The organism is Erythrobacter sp. S57(2025), from assembly GCF_057365055.1.
Window position 1 is genome coordinate 167,353 of sequence record NZ_CP200299.1, and the last position, 16,383, is coordinate 183,735.

The following is a 16,383-nucleotide window of genomic DNA, read 5'->3' on the forward strand; positions in this document are numbered from 1 at the left end:
TCTAGCCCCTGCGGGGCCCTTAGAAAAGAGCGGTCAGACCAGTAAAGGCACGTGACAACTCACAGAGCTTTTTTGAGAAATTTTGTAACCTTCGATCCCGCGCGCGCGTATGATATGTATGACCATGCAATACGCCGCCACGCCTGACCGCCTTTTGATCGTTTACAACGCCGATAGCGGCATCATCAACGCGCTGATGCATGCGGTGCACAAACAGCTGTTTCCCGAAACCTATCCCTGCTCACTCTGCGCGATCACCTATGGTGCGGTGTCGATGCATGGTGAATGGAAACGGTTCTTGGATAATCTGCCGATGGAGGTCGTCTTTCATCACAAGGATGATTTCACGCAATGCTATCCTGAGCTTGGAACAGGCGGCGCGCAGGAGGTCGCATTACCGTCTATCCTTGTGGAAGACCGGGGCGCGCAGACACGCGTTTTGATCCCGGCAGAGGAGCTTGATGTTATGACCTCTACGGTTGAGCTAATGGCGCGCGTGGAAGAGAAGCTGGCCGAGGAATTTCTGCGCGGCCCCGATCTTGGCCGCCGTGCCAGCGAGATGGCATAGGGCTTGACGGGCCTGCGGCGGTATCGTTGAGTGCCGCAATGCGAAAACTTCTGATCGCGATCACGAGCATCTTTGCTCTAGGCCTCTTGGTATGGACCGTTGGTCCCGAGCTTTTGCGCGCTGAAGGCGATATGGCAGAGCCGCGCTCTGAAGTGCATGCAGCCGAGCTTGATGGGACGATCTATGTCGCGGGCGGCATCGGTTTTTCCCGCACGCTCGACAGCTGCGCTGCTTTCGATGTGGCGAGCGAGAGCTTTAGCGCCTGCCCAGAATTGCCGCGCACTCTGCACCATGTCGGGATGGCGGCTGGCGAAGGACGCGTTTTTGCTTCCGGCGGCTATATCCGATTGTGGTTTGAACAAGATCCCGATGGCGCGCTGTTTGCGCTGACACCGGGCGAGGATGCCTGGGTTGAACTCAGCAAACTGCCCGCGCCTTTGGGCCAACACGCCATGTTTTACCGCGATGGCGGAGTGTGGCTGATCGGCGGAGAGAGTAAGGGCACCGTCACGGGCGCTCTATGGCGGTATGATCTTGAAAGCGGCGAATGGAGCGAGCGTACTGCCATGCCCACACCGCGCCATTCGCATGCCTATGCGCTGGGAGACGGCAAGCTGTTCGTGACCGGCGGGCGCAGCGAAACGCTCGGCGCGCATTCACGGGTGGTCGAGGTCTATGATTTCGAGGCTGATAGTTGGAGCGCCCTTCCTGATGCGGAGTTTCCGCTGGCAGGCCACGGCGCTGCCTATTTTGAAGGGCGCTTGCACGTCTTTGGCGGTGAGAATGTGAATACACGCGAAGTCTTTACGCGGCATATGTCGCTTGATCTGGCGGACCCATCGGCGGGTTGGCGCGAAGAGGTTGCCATGGCGGAGCCGCGGCACGGGCTTGCCACGGCTCGGATCGGCGATACATCTTGGATTATTGCGGGCGGAGAGCTTGCAGGGCGGGACACGCTGATTTCTGTGACCGGCACTGCGTTTCCGCTGAAGCTTAGTCGGTGATTTCTGCGATGCCGTAGCCACCCGCTCCCTCCGCCGTTCCACCCGGATCGTAACCCGGTGTGATAATCCGGGTGGAAGGGCGGAGGGAGCGGGTGGCCTGGCCCATCAAGATAAGACAGCCTCCGCTTCGATCTCAACCTTCCATTCCGGACGGCATAGCCATGCGACACCTGCCATAGTGGCAGCGGGGGGATGAGCGCCGAAATAGCGCGCGTGAACTTCGCCCACCGCGTCTTGGTCTGCTGGATCGGTGAGCAGCATCCGGGTGCGCACAACGTCTTTGGCAGAGCCGCCCAACTCCTCAATCGCAGCGACGATAATTGCGAGGCAGCGATCCGCCTGTTCGCTCACGCCGCCCGGAGTAGTCGAGCCATCGGGCTCCACCGGACCAGTGCCAGCCACGATGATGCGGTTTGCCCCAGAACTATCAACGCGAACGGCGCGGCAAAAGCCGAACTGCGCCTCAAACGGGGAGCCGGAAGTAGCGCGGGTGCGGGTCATGATGGGCAGCGTTTGCGCGGCATGGGATCATTGGACTGCCCCTCAAAGATAAATTGCGGGGTCAGCGTTTCGCCGTCCTCTGACAGGTTTAGGCGATATTCTTCATCCCAAACCTCGCCTTCGCCTTCCATCGCAAGCATCAAGACCACATCTTTGCTGGCCTGCGTTGCTGATTTCACCTTGCCAAAGCTTTCGTAGAACATGATTTCGCCTGCGCTGATTTCGATGCGCAGATCGCTTTCGAGCGCGCATGTTCCTTCGACATAATCCCACACACCGTGAAACCGCTCCGGAATTTGATTGTTCGCAAGTGCCTGCGCTTCATCCAAGGGGATCGCGCCACCGCCAATCCCGCCATCGGGTTCGACCGGCATGGGGGTCTCGGTTGGTGCTTGCGCCGCCGGCGTCTCTTCGCTCAGGGGAGCTTGATCGGGAATTTTACCGCAAGCTGTTAGCGCTGCAACAGCGCCTAAGGTCAACCAAATCCGCACCTACTCTTCCCCCTCTTGCCCGAGCACTCGTTCGTTGAACTGCTGCTCCAACAGACGCGTATCATTGCCCGGATACCAGCGCTGTGATGCGATCCCTTGATACCATGCGGCGAGTTCCACCAGCGTTCCTTGCGCAGAGGGCACGTCGGGCGCGTTCAAGTATACAGGGTCAGCAAAGGCTTCGTCAGCGGTCACGATTGTCCATCCGGCATTGCGCAAAGCCGTAATCAAATCGCCGATAAACAGCGCCGATAGATCGGTTTCGTGCAGCAGGATATTGTGAGTGATGGGCTGGCCGAAGGTCTCCAGCGCGAGCGCGTGATAGAACTCAGCCGCCTCGACATGGACCTCAACGAAAAGGTCTCTTGCAGCTGCGGGGTCATAACTTGCCTGCTCACGTTCAGCCCGGCCCAGCGCACTGTCGATCCACCAGTCTGATGCGTCCACGGTCGGCGTGGCATTGAGCAGCCCGCGCGCAGCCAAGGCAGCGCGAACAGCGTCGCGCTTGTCCTTATCGGCGCGCCCTTCGTCGAGATAGGGAAAGCGGAACCAGTCTCGCACGCCGTCACGGCCTGAAAGCCAGCTTTGCGCGCTGTCTAAATCAGCGATAAATTCGCCCGTCTCGGTTTGCGACAGGCGCGGGTGGTTCGCGGTGTGATTGGCCAGCACGTGACCCGCTGCGACATAGGCCTCCATGCGCGCGACAGCCCCATCGCGCTCAGGGATTTTGCCCGGATTGACGAAGAACACCGCCTGCTCAACGCCTGCTTCTTCGAGCTTGGTGATCAGCAACCGGGTGCGCTCATCCTCGGTGAAGAAAGCCCCCGGATGACGCGGTGTATCGTCAAATGTGATCGCGATGCGTTTGTCTTGCGCATGGCCCACCGCTCCGCTCGCCAAAATGACTAGGGCAAGCAAGACGGAAAGCAGTTTGCGGATCATTGCGCGCTTTAATTCTCGTTTGGACGTTCGTTGGGGCAGCGCTTGCGCTCAAACGTCCCCCAACGGCTTCCCACAACTTCCATCATCAGCCGAGTGTTCTCGACCTTCAAACGATAGGACGTTTCCCAAACCTCGCCTTCGCCTGAGGAAAGGACGGCAACTTCCACAGTCTCTCCATCGTGGCGAAGTGTTTTCACCGCACCCGTGCTTTCGTGAAAAATCAGCTCGGTTGCGGTAATACGCAGCCGCGAATCTGAATAGACCGAGCAATCTCCTTCATCCATGTCCCACAATCCGTGGAAGCGTTCTGGAATGATGAGTGTCTTCGCCTCTGACCCCTCGCGTGACTGGGCAGGCACAATCACCGCACTCAGCAAGGCGATTAGACTGACAAAGATATAAGAACGCCGCATAAGAGCAGCTTACCCCATGGTTGGAATAATGAAAGCGTTTGAGCCATCACCGCCACCATCGGGCCAGCGCTGGGTGATCTTTTTCTTCTTGGTCCAGAATGCGAGGCCTTCTGTTCCATATTGGTCGATATCGCCAAAGCCAGAACGCTTCCAACCGCCAAACGAGTGGTAGCTGACTGGCACAGGGATCGGCACGTTCACACCGACCATGCCGACCTGAACGCGGCTCGCAAATTCGCGTGCGGCGTGGCCATTGCGGGTGAAGATCGCGACGCCGTTGCCATATTGGTGATCCGAAGGCAGTCGCACGGCTTCTTCGAAGTCCTTGGCGCGCACGATCTGAAGCACAGGTCCGAAGATTTCCTCTTGGTAGCTCTTCATCTGCGGTGTCACACGGTCGATCAAAGTTGGGCCTACAAAGAAGCCTTTCTCATGCCCCTGAAGCTTGAAGCCGCGCCCATCGACAACGATTTCACCGCCTTCTTCCTCAGCGGTGGTGATCCATTGCTCGACCCGCGCTTTGTGCTCTGGCGTGACGACGGGGCCGTAATGCGCGTCCGGGTCAGTGGAGACACCCACGCGCAGTGCGTTGATCGCCGGGATCAGCTTCTCGCGAAGAGCGTCGGCGGTATCATCACCCACGGGCACCACCACAGGCAGCGCCATGCAGCGCTCGCCCGCGGAGCCAAAGGCGGCTCCGGCGAGGTCATTTACAACCTGATCAAGGTCCGCATCGGGCATCACAATCCCGTGGTTCTTCGCGCCGCCAAAGGCTTGCACGCGTTTGCCCTGCTCAGCGCCGCGATGATAAATGTAATGCGCAATGTCAGAGCTGCCGACAAAGCTGATTGCAGGAATATCGGGGTGGTCGATAATCGCATCGACCATTTCCTTGTCGCCGTGAACGACTTGGAGCAGCCCTTCCGGCGCGCCCGCTTCGACGAACAATTCTGCCAAGCGCACTGGCACGGACGGATCACGCTCAGATGGCTTCAGGATAAAGGCATTGCCCGCGGCACAAGCCATACCGAACATCCACATCGGGATCATTGCGGGGAAGTTGAACGGGGTGATGCCTGCGCCAATGCCCAGCGGCTGGCGCATCGAATAGACATCGATGCCGGGGCCAGCGCCTTGAGTGTATTCGCCTTTGAGCACTTGCGGGATGCCGCAAGCATATTCGATCACTTCAAGGCCGCGCTGCACATCGCCCTTCGCATCATCGACAACCTTGCCGTGTTCGCTGGCGAGGAGTTCGGCGAGGCTCTGCATATTGGCCTCAATCAACTCCTTGAACCGGAACATGACCCGCGCGCGTTTTTGCGGATTGGTCGCGGCCCAACCGGGTTGAACTTCTTTCGCAGTGGCAACAGCGCGTTCGAGCAAGCCAGCATCGCCCAAGGCGACCTCCGCCTGAATCTCACCGGTCGATGGGTTCCACACTTGGTGCTTACGTGTGGGGACAGGGCTGTCGCCCACTAGAAAGTGATCAATCTGACGCATTGTGGGTTCCCAAATTTCCTCTCAATTGCGCCCTCAAATGACGCTACGGCGCGAGTGGCACAAGGCGAAAGAGCGAACAAGATCGAAAGTTGCGTCATTTCTCGGCGAAATGTGACTTTCGATGATTGCTGAGGCGGCTTTATGAGCCTATCGGACGCAGGTCCCCTCTCTGACCGATCAATCGGAGTATCCTGACTTGTCTAGTGACCTTCAATCCCGCCTCGCCTCTGCCCCCGTCGTCCCCCTAATCGGAGAAGACGATGCAGCCAAAGCTGTCGATACCACGCATGCACTGGTCGCAGGTGGCCTGAGCGTAATCGAAGTGGTGATGCGCAGCGACAATGCGCAAAAGGGTATGGAGGCGATCCTAGAGCAAGTCCCCGGCGCCATCATTGGCGCGGGTACGGTCCTGACGCTGGATCAGGCAAAGTCAGTCCGCGCGAGCGGCGCTCAATTTATCGTCTCACCGGGGCTGGTCGATGAAATCGCTGAATATTGCCTAGCTGAGAACATCCCATTCTACCCCGGCACTATGACCGCAGGCGAAGTGCAGCGCGCCTATGCGCTGGGCCTTCGCGAAGTGAAGTTCTTCCCCGCTAACCTTGCCGGCGGTGTGCCGATGCTGAAGGCGTTTGGTTCCGTGTTCCGCGAGATGCGCTTCATGCCCACGGGCGGCGTTTCAGCGGCCAATCTGGGTGAGTTTCTGGCCGTGCCCAGCGTGCTTGCCTGCGGCGGAAGTTGGCTCACGCCGAAGGATGCGGTGGCGTCAGGCGACATGGACGCGATCACCAAGCTTGCCGCCGATGCCGTTCAGATCGCACGCGAGGTGCGCAGCTAAAGTGCATTGACGCCCAAGCCGCGCCATCGCAAAGGCAGGGGCGCATTGCTCGAAGCGGGTGTAGCTCAATGGTAGAGCAGCAGCTTCCCAAGCTGACGACGAGGGTTCGATTCCCTTCACCCGCTCCAATCCAAAGAGGATTTGAGCGCGCTCGGTTCCGTTGGCCGCGCTTCGCTTCGCCCTCTCAGCGCCTAGGCGCTTCGAGTCCACCCGCTCCAGTCCTGTTCACCAAAACCTCTTACTTTGGTGGCATCCTGATCGCGCCGTCCAGCCGGAACTGGTGGCCGTTGATATAGGAATTGCGCGCGATCTCGCAGATCAGAGAGGCGAATTCTTCGGGTTCGCCGAGCCGTTTGGGGAAGGGGACGCTGGCATTTAGCTGGTCCCACATTTGCGGGTTGCGGTCTTTCATGCCGAGCATCAGCGGGGTCGCAAAGATACCGGGCATGACTGAATTCACCCGAATGCCAAGCTCCATCAGATCGCGCGCCATCGGCAGGACAAGCCCGTTCACACCCGACTTGCAAGAGCCATAAATGACCTGCCCTATCTGACCATCTTGAGCGGCCACACTAGCGGTGAGCGTGATAGAACCGCGCTCGCCATCGGCGTTCAAAGGCTCAGCGTTTGCCATGCCAAGGGCTGAGATACTGGCGATGCGATAGCTCGCCACCAGAATGCCCTCAGCGCCAAAGGCATAGTCTTCGGTTGAAAGGCGCTTGTAGCCGCCCGTTGCCTTGTCATAGCCCACCGTCTTGCCGCGTTTGGAGGCCATCGCGCAGTGCACCGTTACGCGTTCTTGCCCGTTCGCGGCGCGTGCGGCTTCGAAACCAGCCATCGCCGATGCTTCATCCATAATGTCGACATGGTGGAAAGTGCCGCCAATCGCGGCGGCGTGTTCTTCGCCCGCTTCATCATTGATGTCGAAGATTGCGACTTTCAATCCCGCTTCTGCCAAGGCCGTAGCGCTGGCTCGGCCCAATCCCGATGCACCGCCTGTAACAACGGCTGCCATACCCGCTTCGAGTTTCATTCGCTTTCTCCCCTCAATGAATTTGCGGGAGACGATAAGCCAGATCGAAAGCCCCAGATCAAATGCAAACGCCAACTGTTCATCAACCGCGCGCATGCTAGAGGGCGCGCATGGATGCTTTCCTGCTCTGCCTGATCTTGACATTCGCGATTGCCTTTGGCGGGCGCGAGCAATTGATCATTGCGCAGTTTGTAGAGGCGGTGGGGCGCACCACCGCGCTGCTGGCGATGGGCATGCTGTGCGCGCTAATCAGCGCAAGTATCATGGCGTATTTCGGCGCGAGCATTGCCTCTATCCTGCCGCAGCGCGCAGCTGACATGTTAGTGGCCTTTGCTCTTGGCGCCGCCGCAATCGAGCTTTTGTGGCCGGTTAAGCTGAAGACGATGAAAGAGCCGACCCGCTCCATTGTCGCAATCGGTGTGGTTGTGCTGTTCCGGCAGATCATGGATGCGGCGCGCTTTGCGATATTCGCCTTTGCCGCCGCTGCGAGTTATCCGACCACCGCATTGATCGGCGGCGCGATTGGCGGCGCGGCAGCAGTGGCGCTGGGATGGGTAGTGGGTCTTGCGAAATTGCAAAAGTTCCCCTTGCGCTGGATCCGAATGGCGCTGGCCGTTTGTTTGTTTCTTGCGGCATTGCTGATCGGATTGAACGCTCGTTACACGTTCCTGTAATCGATCCGCACGATCACTGCGAATTGATCTTTCTCGAAACTAAATTCCGTTTGGCGCGTAGTATTATTGAACGCATCAACGGCGCACGTTCCCTGGTTTACCCGGGCTTTTTGGCGTCGTAAAGCATTGATAAAGGAGGACAACACATGCTTGACCCCAACAACAACTCGACCACTCAGATGGTAGCCGAAATCAACGCCCTGCTGGCAGATCACTTCGCGCTCTATGTGAAGACCAAGAACTTTCATTGGCACGTAAAGGGCCCGCGTTTCCGTGACCTGCACCTGCTGTTTGACGAGCAGGCGATCGAGATCCGCGACCAGATTGACGCGATCGGTGAGCGTGCCCGGAAAATTGGCGGCGATACGATCACATCGGTGGGCATGATTGCTCAGCACACCCAGGTGAAAGATCAGGACAGCGCGTCACTCAGCGCCGAGGATATGATCCGCGAGTTGCGTGATGACAATGCAGCAATGGTCACACGCCTCAAGGCGATGAAGGACACCGCCGATGCCGCAGGTGACAATGCCACAGATGGTCTGATCGATGATTGGACCGATATGGCCGAGGAACGCGTCTGGTTCTTGAATTCAGCGCTCGGCTAAAACCCGTAAGGGTCGCAAAAGAAAGGGCCGTTTCCGACTAGTCGGGAGCGGCCCTTTTGCTATGCGTGTCACCTATGAAAAATGTCGAAATTGTCGAAGGCGCCAGCGACGCCGATATCGCGCATTGGCTGTCACAAAAGCTGGCGGATGCGTTTGCCGGCTCGAGCGGTGATGTCGCGATCAGTGTGCCGGGCGGAAGCACCCCGTTCCCGATATTTGCAGAGCTTGTGAAGACTGACCTGCCGTTTGATCGGCTGGTCGTTTGGCCGGGCGATGATCGCATCGTGCCAGAGGATCATGCGGCATCGAACACGAGCAAGATCAGGGCTTTGTTTGAACCCGTTGGCGCACGGGTGAAGGCGCTGAGCCTAGACGATCAGCCGCCACATTTCGCGATTTGCTGGATGGGCATGGGCGGCGATGGCCATATTGCCTCGCTCTTTCCCAACACCGATCCGCGAACAGACGACCCGCAGGCCATTCGGCGACTGACGCCTGATCCTTTGCCACCAGAGGCTCCGTTTGACCGCATAACGCTGACGATCCCTGCGCTTACCCGCAGCGATAATCTGATGTTCGTGATCCGCGGCGATGAAAAGCGGGTGGTGTTTGATGGCGCACAGTCGGGCGAGCATGATCTGCCTATTGCAAGATTGCTGCGCGCAGCCGACCAGCCGATCACATGCTTCACCTGATCGAACGCCTTCTGCCAGCGCCTTTGCATCGGGCGCTATTGCCCATTGCCCATAAGGTGCGGCATCGCTGGCGAAATTGGCGCGGCAAACCGATTGCTGGCGTGAGTGTGGCGCTGACCGATCTCAACGGAGAATTGCTGCTGTTGCGCCATTCCTATGGCCCAAAGGTATGGGCACTGCCTGGCGGCGGATTGAAGCCGGGCGAAGACCCTGAAGAAGCCGCGCGGCGTGAAGTGCTTGAGGAGCTGGGGATCGAAATCAACAAGATCCAGCATGTCGGCAATTTGGAAGAGACGCTGTCAGGCTCTCCCCATACTGCGCACCTATTTACTGCAATGGTTGATGCCCACCCTAAACCGGACAGGCGCGAGGTCTTAGAGGCGCGCTTCTTCCCTACGCACTCCCTGCCAGAGCCACTGGGCGAAACCACTCGCCGCCGCATTGATGCGTGGCGGTCGCGAGGGTGAGTGACGCGAGGGTGACTGGCGCGCGCCGCACTAAAGCAGCGACAATTGCGCGCTGTCTTTTGGCGCTTCCTTTTCATCGCCGTGGTCAAGGTTTGATAAAGTCAGCCCCATCAGCCGGATTGGCATGGGCAGGGGCAGTGCTTCTTCGAGCAGTGCGCGGCTGAGTTGGGCGAATTCGTCCCTCGTTTCGATCCAATGCGGGACGGACTTCGACCGGGTCATATTCTGAAAGTCGGTGAACTTCATTTTGAGCGTCACCGTCCGTCCGCGAGCTTTTGTGCGCTCAATACTCTCCCAGACATATTCGATCGTATTCTCCAGCGTCTCGCGAAGTTGTGCACCGCTGGATATGTCCTCACTAAAGGTCCGCTCACCGCCGACAGATTTGCGTACACGGTGCGCGCGCACGGGCCGCAGGTCTATGCCGCGCGCGGCGCGGTAAAGGTAATCGGCAAAGCTGCCGAAATTGGCCCGCAGAAATTCAATATCCTTGGCGGCTAAGTCTGCGCCGGTCTCGATCCCGTGGCGCTTCATCTTCTCCTCGGCCTTTGGGCCAACGCCATGGAACCGGCGAATGGGCAAGGTGGCGACAAAGTCTGCGCCTTCACCGGGGCGGATCACGCAAATGCCATCGGGCTTGTTCTGATCACTCGCGATCTTGGCGAGGAATTTGTTGTAGGAGACGCCCGCGCTTGCCGTCAGCTTGGTCTTGGCGCGAATCTCTTGGCGGATCAAATCGGCAATGCGCGTGGCAGAGCCAATGCCAAGCTTGTCCTGCGTCACGTCAAGATAGGCTTCATCCAAGCTGAGCGGTTCCACATGCGGTGTGTGATGGTGAAAGATCGCGCGGATCTGACGGCTTGCTTCTTTGTACGCGTCGAAGCGGTGCTTCACGAAAATGAGATCGGGGCACAGGCGTCTGGCCGTGACAGATGGCATCGCGCTTTTGACACCAAACTTGCGCGCTTCGTAACTGGCCGCTGCCACAACGCCGCGCCCGCCAGATCCGCCAACCGCGACAGGTTTGCCGCGTAATTCCGAGTGATCGCGCTGTTCTACGCTCGCAAAAAACGCATCCATATCGACATGGATGATCTTGCGCAGGCCCGCTGCTTCCTCTCCATCACGATCATCACTGGCGGGGTCTGCGTTCATGGCGCGCAATGTAGCCCGGTTTGCCCAGCTGCGGAACCATGTGCAGATGCAAACGCTTGAACAGTGCCAAGTAAAAGCCGCTTTCCTAATTGCCGGATTGCGCCCAAGGAGCGCGCATGACCGCAATCACCGCCAACCCAACAAAGCCGCTGAGCGAGCGCGAGATGATCGTGCTGATGGCGATGCTGATGAGCCTTCAGGCTTTTGGCATTGATGCGATGCTGCCTGCTTTGGGCGAGATCGCAAATGATTTGGGTGCTGAGGGCAACGACCGGCAATTCGTGATCAGTTCCTACTTCTTGGGGGCAGGGGTAGGCGCGCTGTTCCCCGGAGCCTTGGCTGACCGATTTGGTCGCCGCCCGGTGCTGTTCGCGGCGCTTCTGGCATACATCCTATTGTCCTTCGCAAGTGCGCTGGCGCCCGATTTCACTTCGCTGCTGGTCATCCGATTGACCCAAGGGGCCTGCGGGGCCGCGCTTGGCGTGTTGCCTGCCGCCATCGTGCGCGATCAAATGGGCGGAGACCGCATGGCGCGCCTGATGAGCCTTGTGATGATGACGTTCCTCGTCGTCCCAATTATTGCGCCTGCCATCGGACAGGTGTTGCTGATATTCGCCGGGTGGAAAGCCATTTTCTTCGCGATGGCAGCGATGGGATTGGGCGTGGGCATATGGGCCTGGTTCCGATTGCCGGAGACGCTTTCGCCTGAAAACGCGCAGAAAATCGACCCTGTTTCTGTGGTCCGTAACATGGGCGCGGCGCTCTCAAATCGCGGCGCGATTGGCTATGTTATTGGCAGTGCGCTGGTGTTCGGTTCGCTGTTCGGCTTCCTCAATTCCTCGCAGCAGCTGATCGGTGAGGCATTTGGTATGGGCGACTATTTTGCGCTCATCTTTGGCGGCGCGGTGTTGGGTATGGTGGCCGCCAACTTCCTCAATTCGCGCATTGTGGAACGGTTTGGCGCGCGCCGGGTGAGCCACACGGCTTTGTTCGGCTTCATCCTGGCCGCCTTCGTGCAGCTTTGGGCGGCGAGCGGCGGCAATCAAAGCGTGTGGACTTTTGTGCCGATCCTCAGCTTCAATATGGCGATGCTCGGATTTGTAGGGGCCAATTTTGGCTCGATCGCGATGCAGCCGTTTCAGCATATTGCGGGGGCAGCCAGCTCAATCCACACCGCGCTTCGCATGAGTATGGGCGCAGTGCTGGGCGGTGTGATTGGCGGGGCCTATGATGGCACCGCATACCCTCTGGCCGTGTCGATGGTGGTGTGTTCTCTCGCGAGCCTTGTGATGGTTCTGATAAGCGAGAACGGCAAGCTGTTTACCCGGCCAAACCTGGCTGTTTGACCGTCCTCGCTGGAGGCGTGGTGTCAGGCCTTGCTTTGAAGCATTCGCCAAGCCAGCCCAGCAAATTCGCACAGCAGCGGCCGCGTATCGCGTGGGTCGATAATGTCCTCAACATTGAACAGCTCGGCTGAGCGGAAGGGTGAGGTAACCTTATCCAATCGCGCTCTGATTTCCTCTAGCATAGCGGGGGGATCATCGGCGGCTTCGAGCTCGGATTTATACGCGACTTCCAGCCCGCCTGCGATGGGAAGGCTGCCCCAGTCGCCGCTCGGCCAGCAAAAGCGGTATTGGTACAAATCCGCATTGCTCATCGCGCTGCCCGCAATGCCATAGGCGCGGCGCATGACGATACTCGCAAGCGGCACGGTCGCTTTGTAAATCGCGTTCATCGCTTGCACGCCGTATCGGATCGTGCCCGCCATTTCGGCCTCACGTCCGATCATAAAGCCGGGATTGTCGACGAGGTGCACGATGGGCAGGCGGAACTGGTTGGCGAGTTTGACGAAACGTTCGACCTTCTCGCTGGTTTTCGCTTCCCATGATCCGCCGAGATAGGACGGATCGCTCGCCACCACTGCGACAGGATAGCCATCGAGCCGGGCGAGCGCGGTAATCGCTGCGCGGCCCCAATTCTTGCCGATCTCAAACACGGTGCCTTGATCTAGCACCATCTCCATCGCGCGGCGCATCGAATAGACTTGCTGCGGATCGCGCGGGACGAGGCTCAGCAACGCTTCCTCGCGCCGGTCAACCGGATCGCCAGAAGGTGCGCGGCGGGCCAATTGGCCGACATGTTCTGGCATAAAGCTCAGGAAGTGGCGCGCGCGGGCAAAGGCCTCAGCCTCGCTCGCGACCTCATCATCGACCACGCCGTTGCGGGTGTGAATGTCGACGCCGCCAAGCTCTTCCTTGGCCTGCTGGTGGTCAGCGGCGCTCTTGTACGCTTCGCCCAAGCCATCGACTACGGCAGGGCCAGCGGCAAAGAGTTGGGAGAGGCCGCGCACCATGATCGAATAGTGGCTCGCAACAATCCGCGCCGCACCAAGCCCTGCGGTTGGGCCTAGCGCCAGCGCCACCACAGGCACTGTATCGAGGTTCTTGACCGTATCGCCCCAGCCCGGAACCGCCGGGATGTAGGTCGCGCCGATCTGTTCCAGCGTCTTGACCGAGCCGCCGCCGCCCGTGCCGTCGATCATCTTGATGATGGGAAGCTTGAGCTCATGCGCCATCTGCTCGGCCTGCACCATCTTGCGCTTGATGCCCGCATCCGCCGCGCCGCCGCGTATGGTGAAGTCGTCGGCTGTGGCGACAACGGGGCGTCCATGAACCGTCGCTTTGCCAAAGAGGAACGGGGCAGGGGTGACGCCGGTTAGGTCGCCGTTTTCGTCATAATGGCCTTTGCCCGCAATCTTGCCGATCTCGCGAAAGGAGCCGGGGTCGCAAAGCGCCGCGAGCCGAGCGCGCGCATCCATCTTGCCGCGAGAATGCTGGCGCGCGATCTTGTCCGGCCCGCCCATTTCTTCGGCGAGCGCTTCGCGGTGGCGTAATTCTTCGAGTTCTTTTGCCCAGGTCATCTTTGTTTTTCGCACGCCATCCGGCGCGCGATATCCTCGCTCATGCGATCAAAGATCGCGTCGCTGCGGGCGGGCGGTCGCCCTTGCGGTTGCTGTGCAATCGTTTGGTGCCATGGAGCGCCCCTCACTCGGCAGGCTCCACCACGCTTGGCTCCACCACACAAAGCACCGCTTCAACCTGCACCTGCCCGCCCTCAGAGGCCTCAAGCCCCGTCACGGTCCCATCAAAGGGCGCAAGGAGAGCATGCTCCATCTTCATCGCTTCGAGCACCATAAGGCGCTGGCCAGCGGTGACGGTGTCGCCGTCTGAAACGTCCACCGCGATAACCTTGCCCGGCATGGGCGCGAGTATGGCGCCGTCGGCTGCGGAGGTGGTGCCGCCTCCATCGTGTCGGTATGGGACGGCCGAGAATGTCGCTCCATTTTCATAGAAATGTTGGTCATCGCCAGCATTTCCGAAAAAGATAAGGTTGCCTTCTCCGTTAAGTCTTGAGGGATCGATTTCGACCAACTCCCCTTCGATAAGGAGTCTTGTTCGCTTGTGCTTGCCGGAGTTCAAACGGAATCCCGACAAGCCTATCTCGAATTCTCTATTTGAAGCATCAAAAGAGGGGTGTCGGATGTCTGCTAGTATTGCCCTGAGAGCCGACTTTGAGAGGCTTGGTGGCTCAGTGAGCATTTCGAGGTGATCGCCGATGGTTCCCGTAGTCATGGTTCCATCGCGGAATTCCGCCAAGCCGAGCAAACGATAGAGGAACCAGGCATTATGCTTGATAGGACGAGCGTAAGTTACCCCGCATTCTCCCATCAACGCGTGGATTGCTTCTTCGCGGGTCGAGCCGTGACAAATTAGCTTTGCAATCATCGGATCGTAATATGGAGAAATTGCAGAGTTTTCGGCAATCCCGTGTTCAACCCGGAAAAAACCGTCGCCAATTGCGATTGCTTCCAACCGCCCCGTGCTCGGCAAAAACCCTTTCGCGGGGTCTTCCGCATAGAGCCGGGCCTCAATCGCGTGGCCGTTGATCGAAAGCTCGTCCTGCTTCAGCGGAATCGGCTCACCACTCGCAACCCTCAGCTGCCACTCCACCAAGTCCACGCCGGTGATCTCTTCGGTGACGGGGTGTTCGACCTGAAGGCGCGTGTTCATCTCCATAAAGAAGATGCGGTCAGCGCGTAGGCCTTCGCTGGCGTCGGCGATGAATTCGATCGTGCCTGCGCCCTCGTAATCGACCGCTTTGGCGGCGCGCACGGCGGCGGCGCAGATTTCTTCGCGGGTGGTTTCATCCATGCCGGGAGCGGGGGCTTCTTCGATTACCTTTTGGTGGCGGCGTTGGAGGGAGCAATCGCGCTCGAACAGATGGACGACATTGCCGTGGCTGTCGCCGAAGACCTGCACTTCGATATGGCGCGGGGAGGTGATCCACCTCTCCAGCAGCACCTCATCATTGCCGAAGCTCGCCTTGGCCTCGCGCTGGCAGCTCTCCAAGCTGGCGGCGAAGTCGGCAGGATCATCGACCTTGCGCATCCCCTTGCCGCCGCCGCCCGCGACCGCCTTGATCAATACAGGGTAGCCGATTGTGTCGGCTTCGGCTGAGAGCCGTTCGAGCGACTGGTCTTTGCCTAGATAGCCGGGCGTCACCGGCACACCGGCGGCAATCATCCGCTCTTTGGCGGCGTCCTTAAGGCCCATCGCCTCGATGCTTTCGGGCTTTGGACCGACCCAAATCAGCCCCGCCTCGATCACGGCGCGGGCAAAGTCGGCATTCTCCGACAGGAAGCCATAACCCGGATGGATTGCCTCAGCGCCCGTTTCCTTGGCCGCCGCGATGATCTTTTCACCCACCAGATAGCTCTCAGCCGCAGGTGAAGGCCCGATATGGACCGCTTCATCCGCTGAGCGGGTGTGCAAAGCCTTGGCATCCGCGTCCGAGTAGACCGCAACCGTCGCAATACCCATGTCGCGCGCGGTGCGCATAATGCGGCAGGCTATTTCTCCGCGATTGGCGATGAGGAGTTTTTTGATCATTGCGGTGCTCCATCGCTTGCTGCCTCAACGAGAAAACCTGGAACCCCCAACCGTTCGCATTCGCTTGGTTGCTCCATAGTGAAGCTGGTATTGGCGACTTTCCAGAGGTCGTCTTCGCGCACAAGGCTTAGGGAATTGATCCCGCAATGTGACAGCTTATGGTTTTCCCAAAACGAATACGGTCCCCATGCATGGGCCATGTCCCCGTCAACCTGCACTGAGGTGATCGCCATAATCTCAATGTACCTTGCATCGCGCCTTGCCCAGCCTTCCAGATGCTGCGCGACCGGCACGACATCAATGCGAGGATTTTGCGGGTCCATCCGATTGTGCACGAAGATCATCGCTTCGGGGATCATGTGGTCAGCAAGGTCGGTTTTGTCGTGGCTGCTGATGGCGTTCATGAAGGCGTTGACCCCTAGGCGGACTTCGGCCTCATCCAAAGCCGACTTTTCGGCAGCAGAAACATGATCGTCCGCAATGGCCGGTGCCGAAATGGCCGCCAGTGCAAGTGCGCAGAATTTATGAAGTCCTCTCATACC

At 59.0% G+C, this 16,383-nt stretch carries 18 protein-coding genes and 1 tRNA gene; 9 read left to right on the plus strand and 10 right to left on the minus strand.

The window, feature by feature from the left end; genetic code table 11:
- Positions 1 to 118: 118 nt before the first annotated feature.
- Positions 119 to 568: a hypothetical protein gene (locus AC0V6N_RS00875; protein ID WP_486169707.1), complete on the plus strand. Its 450-nt coding sequence runs from the start codon at positions 119 to 121 to the stop codon at positions 566 to 568.
- A gap of 38 nt (positions 569 to 606) precedes the next feature.
- The gene (locus tag AC0V6N_RS00880; RefSeq protein WP_486169708.1) at positions 607 to 1,572 is read left to right on the plus strand and encodes a Kelch repeat-containing protein; all 966 of its coding nucleotides are present in this window, start codon (positions 607 to 609) and stop codon (positions 1,570 to 1,572) included.
- 105 nt (positions 1,573 to 1,677) lie between these two features.
- Here the strand turns inward: AC0V6N_RS00880 and AC0V6N_RS00885 are convergent, their stop codons facing one another.
- The 5 genes from AC0V6N_RS00885 to AC0V6N_RS00905 all read right to left on the minus strand — a co-directional run bounded on the left by AC0V6N_RS00885 (position 1,678) and on the right by AC0V6N_RS00905 (position 5,422).
- Positions 1,678 to 2,073, minus strand: coding sequence for a RidA family protein (locus tag AC0V6N_RS00885; protein WP_486169709.1), 396 nt, complete (start codon positions 2,071 to 2,073; stop codon positions 1,678 to 1,680).
- Positions 2,070 to 2,447: a hypothetical protein gene (locus AC0V6N_RS00890; protein WP_486169710.1), complete on the minus strand. Its 378-nt coding sequence runs from the start codon at positions 2,445 to 2,447 to the stop codon at positions 2,070 to 2,072. Before AC0V6N_RS00890 ends, AC0V6N_RS00885 begins: the two co-directional genes overlap by 4 nt.
- A 117-nt stretch (positions 2,448 to 2,564) precedes the next feature.
- Positions 2,565 to 3,506 (minus strand): polysaccharide deacetylase family protein, encoded by a 942-nt coding sequence (locus tag AC0V6N_RS00895; protein WP_486169711.1) that lies wholly within the window; start codon positions 3,504 to 3,506, stop codon positions 2,565 to 2,567.
- Between the two features lie 8 nt (positions 3,507 to 3,514).
- Complete coding sequence (locus AC0V6N_RS00900; RefSeq protein ID WP_486169712.1) at positions 3,515 to 3,919, minus strand: hypothetical protein; 405 nt, start codon at positions 3,917 to 3,919, stop codon at positions 3,515 to 3,517.
- A gap of 9 nt (positions 3,920 to 3,928) precedes the next feature.
- On the minus strand, positions 3,929 to 5,422 hold the full coding sequence (locus AC0V6N_RS00905; protein WP_486169713.1) for a CoA-acylating methylmalonate-semialdehyde dehydrogenase: 1,494 nt from the start codon (positions 5,420 to 5,422) through the stop codon (positions 3,929 to 3,931).
- Positions 5,423 to 5,618: 196 nt separating this feature from the next.
- Here AC0V6N_RS00905 and eda point away from each other — a divergent pair, with 196 nt between their 5' ends.
- Together eda and AC0V6N_RS00915 are read left to right on the plus strand one after the other, a co-directional pair.
- On the plus strand, positions 5,619 to 6,260 hold the full coding sequence (gene eda, locus AC0V6N_RS00910) for a bifunctional 4-hydroxy-2-oxoglutarate aldolase/2-dehydro-3-deoxy-phosphogluconate aldolase (protein ID WP_486169714.1): 642 nt from the start codon (positions 5,619 to 5,621) through the stop codon (positions 6,258 to 6,260).
- A 54-nt stretch (positions 6,261 to 6,314) separates the two neighbouring features.
- Positions 6,315 to 6,388 (plus strand) — tRNA-Gly (locus tag AC0V6N_RS00915).
- A gap of 110 nt (positions 6,389 to 6,498) precedes the next feature.
- On the opposite strand, the gene AC0V6N_RS00920 is transcribed toward AC0V6N_RS00915, so the two are convergent.
- Positions 6,499 to 7,293: an SDR family oxidoreductase gene (locus tag AC0V6N_RS00920; RefSeq protein ID WP_486169715.1), complete on the minus strand. Its 795-nt coding sequence runs from the start codon at positions 7,291 to 7,293 to the stop codon at positions 6,499 to 6,501.
- Between the two features lie 110 nt (positions 7,294 to 7,403).
- Between AC0V6N_RS00920 and AC0V6N_RS00925 the strand changes: the two genes are divergently transcribed.
- The 4 genes from AC0V6N_RS00925 (at position 7,404) to AC0V6N_RS00940 (ending at position 9,737) form a co-directional block, all read left to right on the plus strand.
- On the plus strand, positions 7,404 to 7,967 hold the full coding sequence (locus tag AC0V6N_RS00925) for a hypothetical protein (protein ID WP_486169716.1): 564 nt from the start codon (positions 7,404 to 7,406) through the stop codon (positions 7,965 to 7,967).
- Positions 7,968 to 8,113: 146 nt separating this feature from the next.
- Positions 8,114 to 8,575: a Dps family protein gene (locus AC0V6N_RS00930; RefSeq protein WP_486169717.1), complete on the plus strand. Its 462-nt coding sequence runs from the start codon at positions 8,114 to 8,116 to the stop codon at positions 8,573 to 8,575.
- A 74-nt stretch (positions 8,576 to 8,649) separates the two neighbouring features.
- Complete coding sequence (locus AC0V6N_RS00935) at positions 8,650 to 9,270, plus strand: 6-phosphogluconolactonase (RefSeq protein ID WP_486169718.1); 621 nt, start codon at positions 8,650 to 8,652, stop codon at positions 9,268 to 9,270.
- Positions 9,258 to 9,737: an NUDIX domain-containing protein gene (locus tag AC0V6N_RS00940; RefSeq protein WP_486169719.1), complete on the plus strand. Its 480-nt coding sequence runs from the start codon at positions 9,258 to 9,260 to the stop codon at positions 9,735 to 9,737. The genes AC0V6N_RS00935 and AC0V6N_RS00940 overlap by 13 nt, the downstream gene beginning before the upstream one ends.
- Positions 9,738 to 9,767: 30 nt before the next feature.
- On the opposite strand, the gene dinB is transcribed toward AC0V6N_RS00940, so the two are convergent.
- Positions 9,768 to 10,892 carry a DNA polymerase IV gene (dinB, locus tag AC0V6N_RS00945; protein WP_486169720.1) on the minus strand — a complete coding sequence of 375 codons (1,125 nt, stop codon included), beginning with the start codon at positions 10,890 to 10,892 and terminating at the stop codon, positions 9,768 to 9,770.
- 116 nt (positions 10,893 to 11,008) lie between these two features.
- Between dinB and AC0V6N_RS00950 the strand changes: the two genes are divergently transcribed.
- The gene (locus AC0V6N_RS00950) at positions 11,009 to 12,238 is read left to right on the plus strand and encodes a multidrug effflux MFS transporter (protein WP_486169721.1); all 1,230 of its coding nucleotides are present in this window, start codon (positions 11,009 to 11,011) and stop codon (positions 12,236 to 12,238) included.
- Between the two features lie 23 nt (positions 12,239 to 12,261).
- Here AC0V6N_RS00950 and AC0V6N_RS00955 read toward each other — a convergent pair whose 3' ends face one another.
- The 3 genes from AC0V6N_RS00955 to AC0V6N_RS00965 all read right to left on the minus strand — a co-directional run bounded on the left by AC0V6N_RS00955 (position 12,262) and on the right by AC0V6N_RS00965 (position 16,380).
- A complete protein-coding gene (locus AC0V6N_RS00955) occupies positions 12,262 to 13,812 on the minus strand; it encodes an acyl-CoA carboxylase subunit beta (RefSeq protein ID WP_486169722.1) in 1,551 nt (516 codons plus the stop codon).
- Between the two features lie 124 nt (positions 13,813 to 13,936).
- A complete protein-coding gene (locus AC0V6N_RS00960) occupies positions 13,937 to 15,841 on the minus strand; it encodes an acetyl/propionyl/methylcrotonyl-CoA carboxylase subunit alpha (protein WP_486169723.1) in 1,905 nt (634 codons plus the stop codon).
- Positions 15,838 to 16,380, minus strand: coding sequence for a hypothetical protein (locus tag AC0V6N_RS00965; RefSeq protein WP_486169724.1), 543 nt, complete (start codon positions 16,378 to 16,380; stop codon positions 15,838 to 15,840). The genes AC0V6N_RS00960 and AC0V6N_RS00965 overlap by 4 nt, the downstream gene beginning before the upstream one ends.
- Between the last annotated feature and the right edge of the window lie 3 nt (positions 16,381 to 16,383).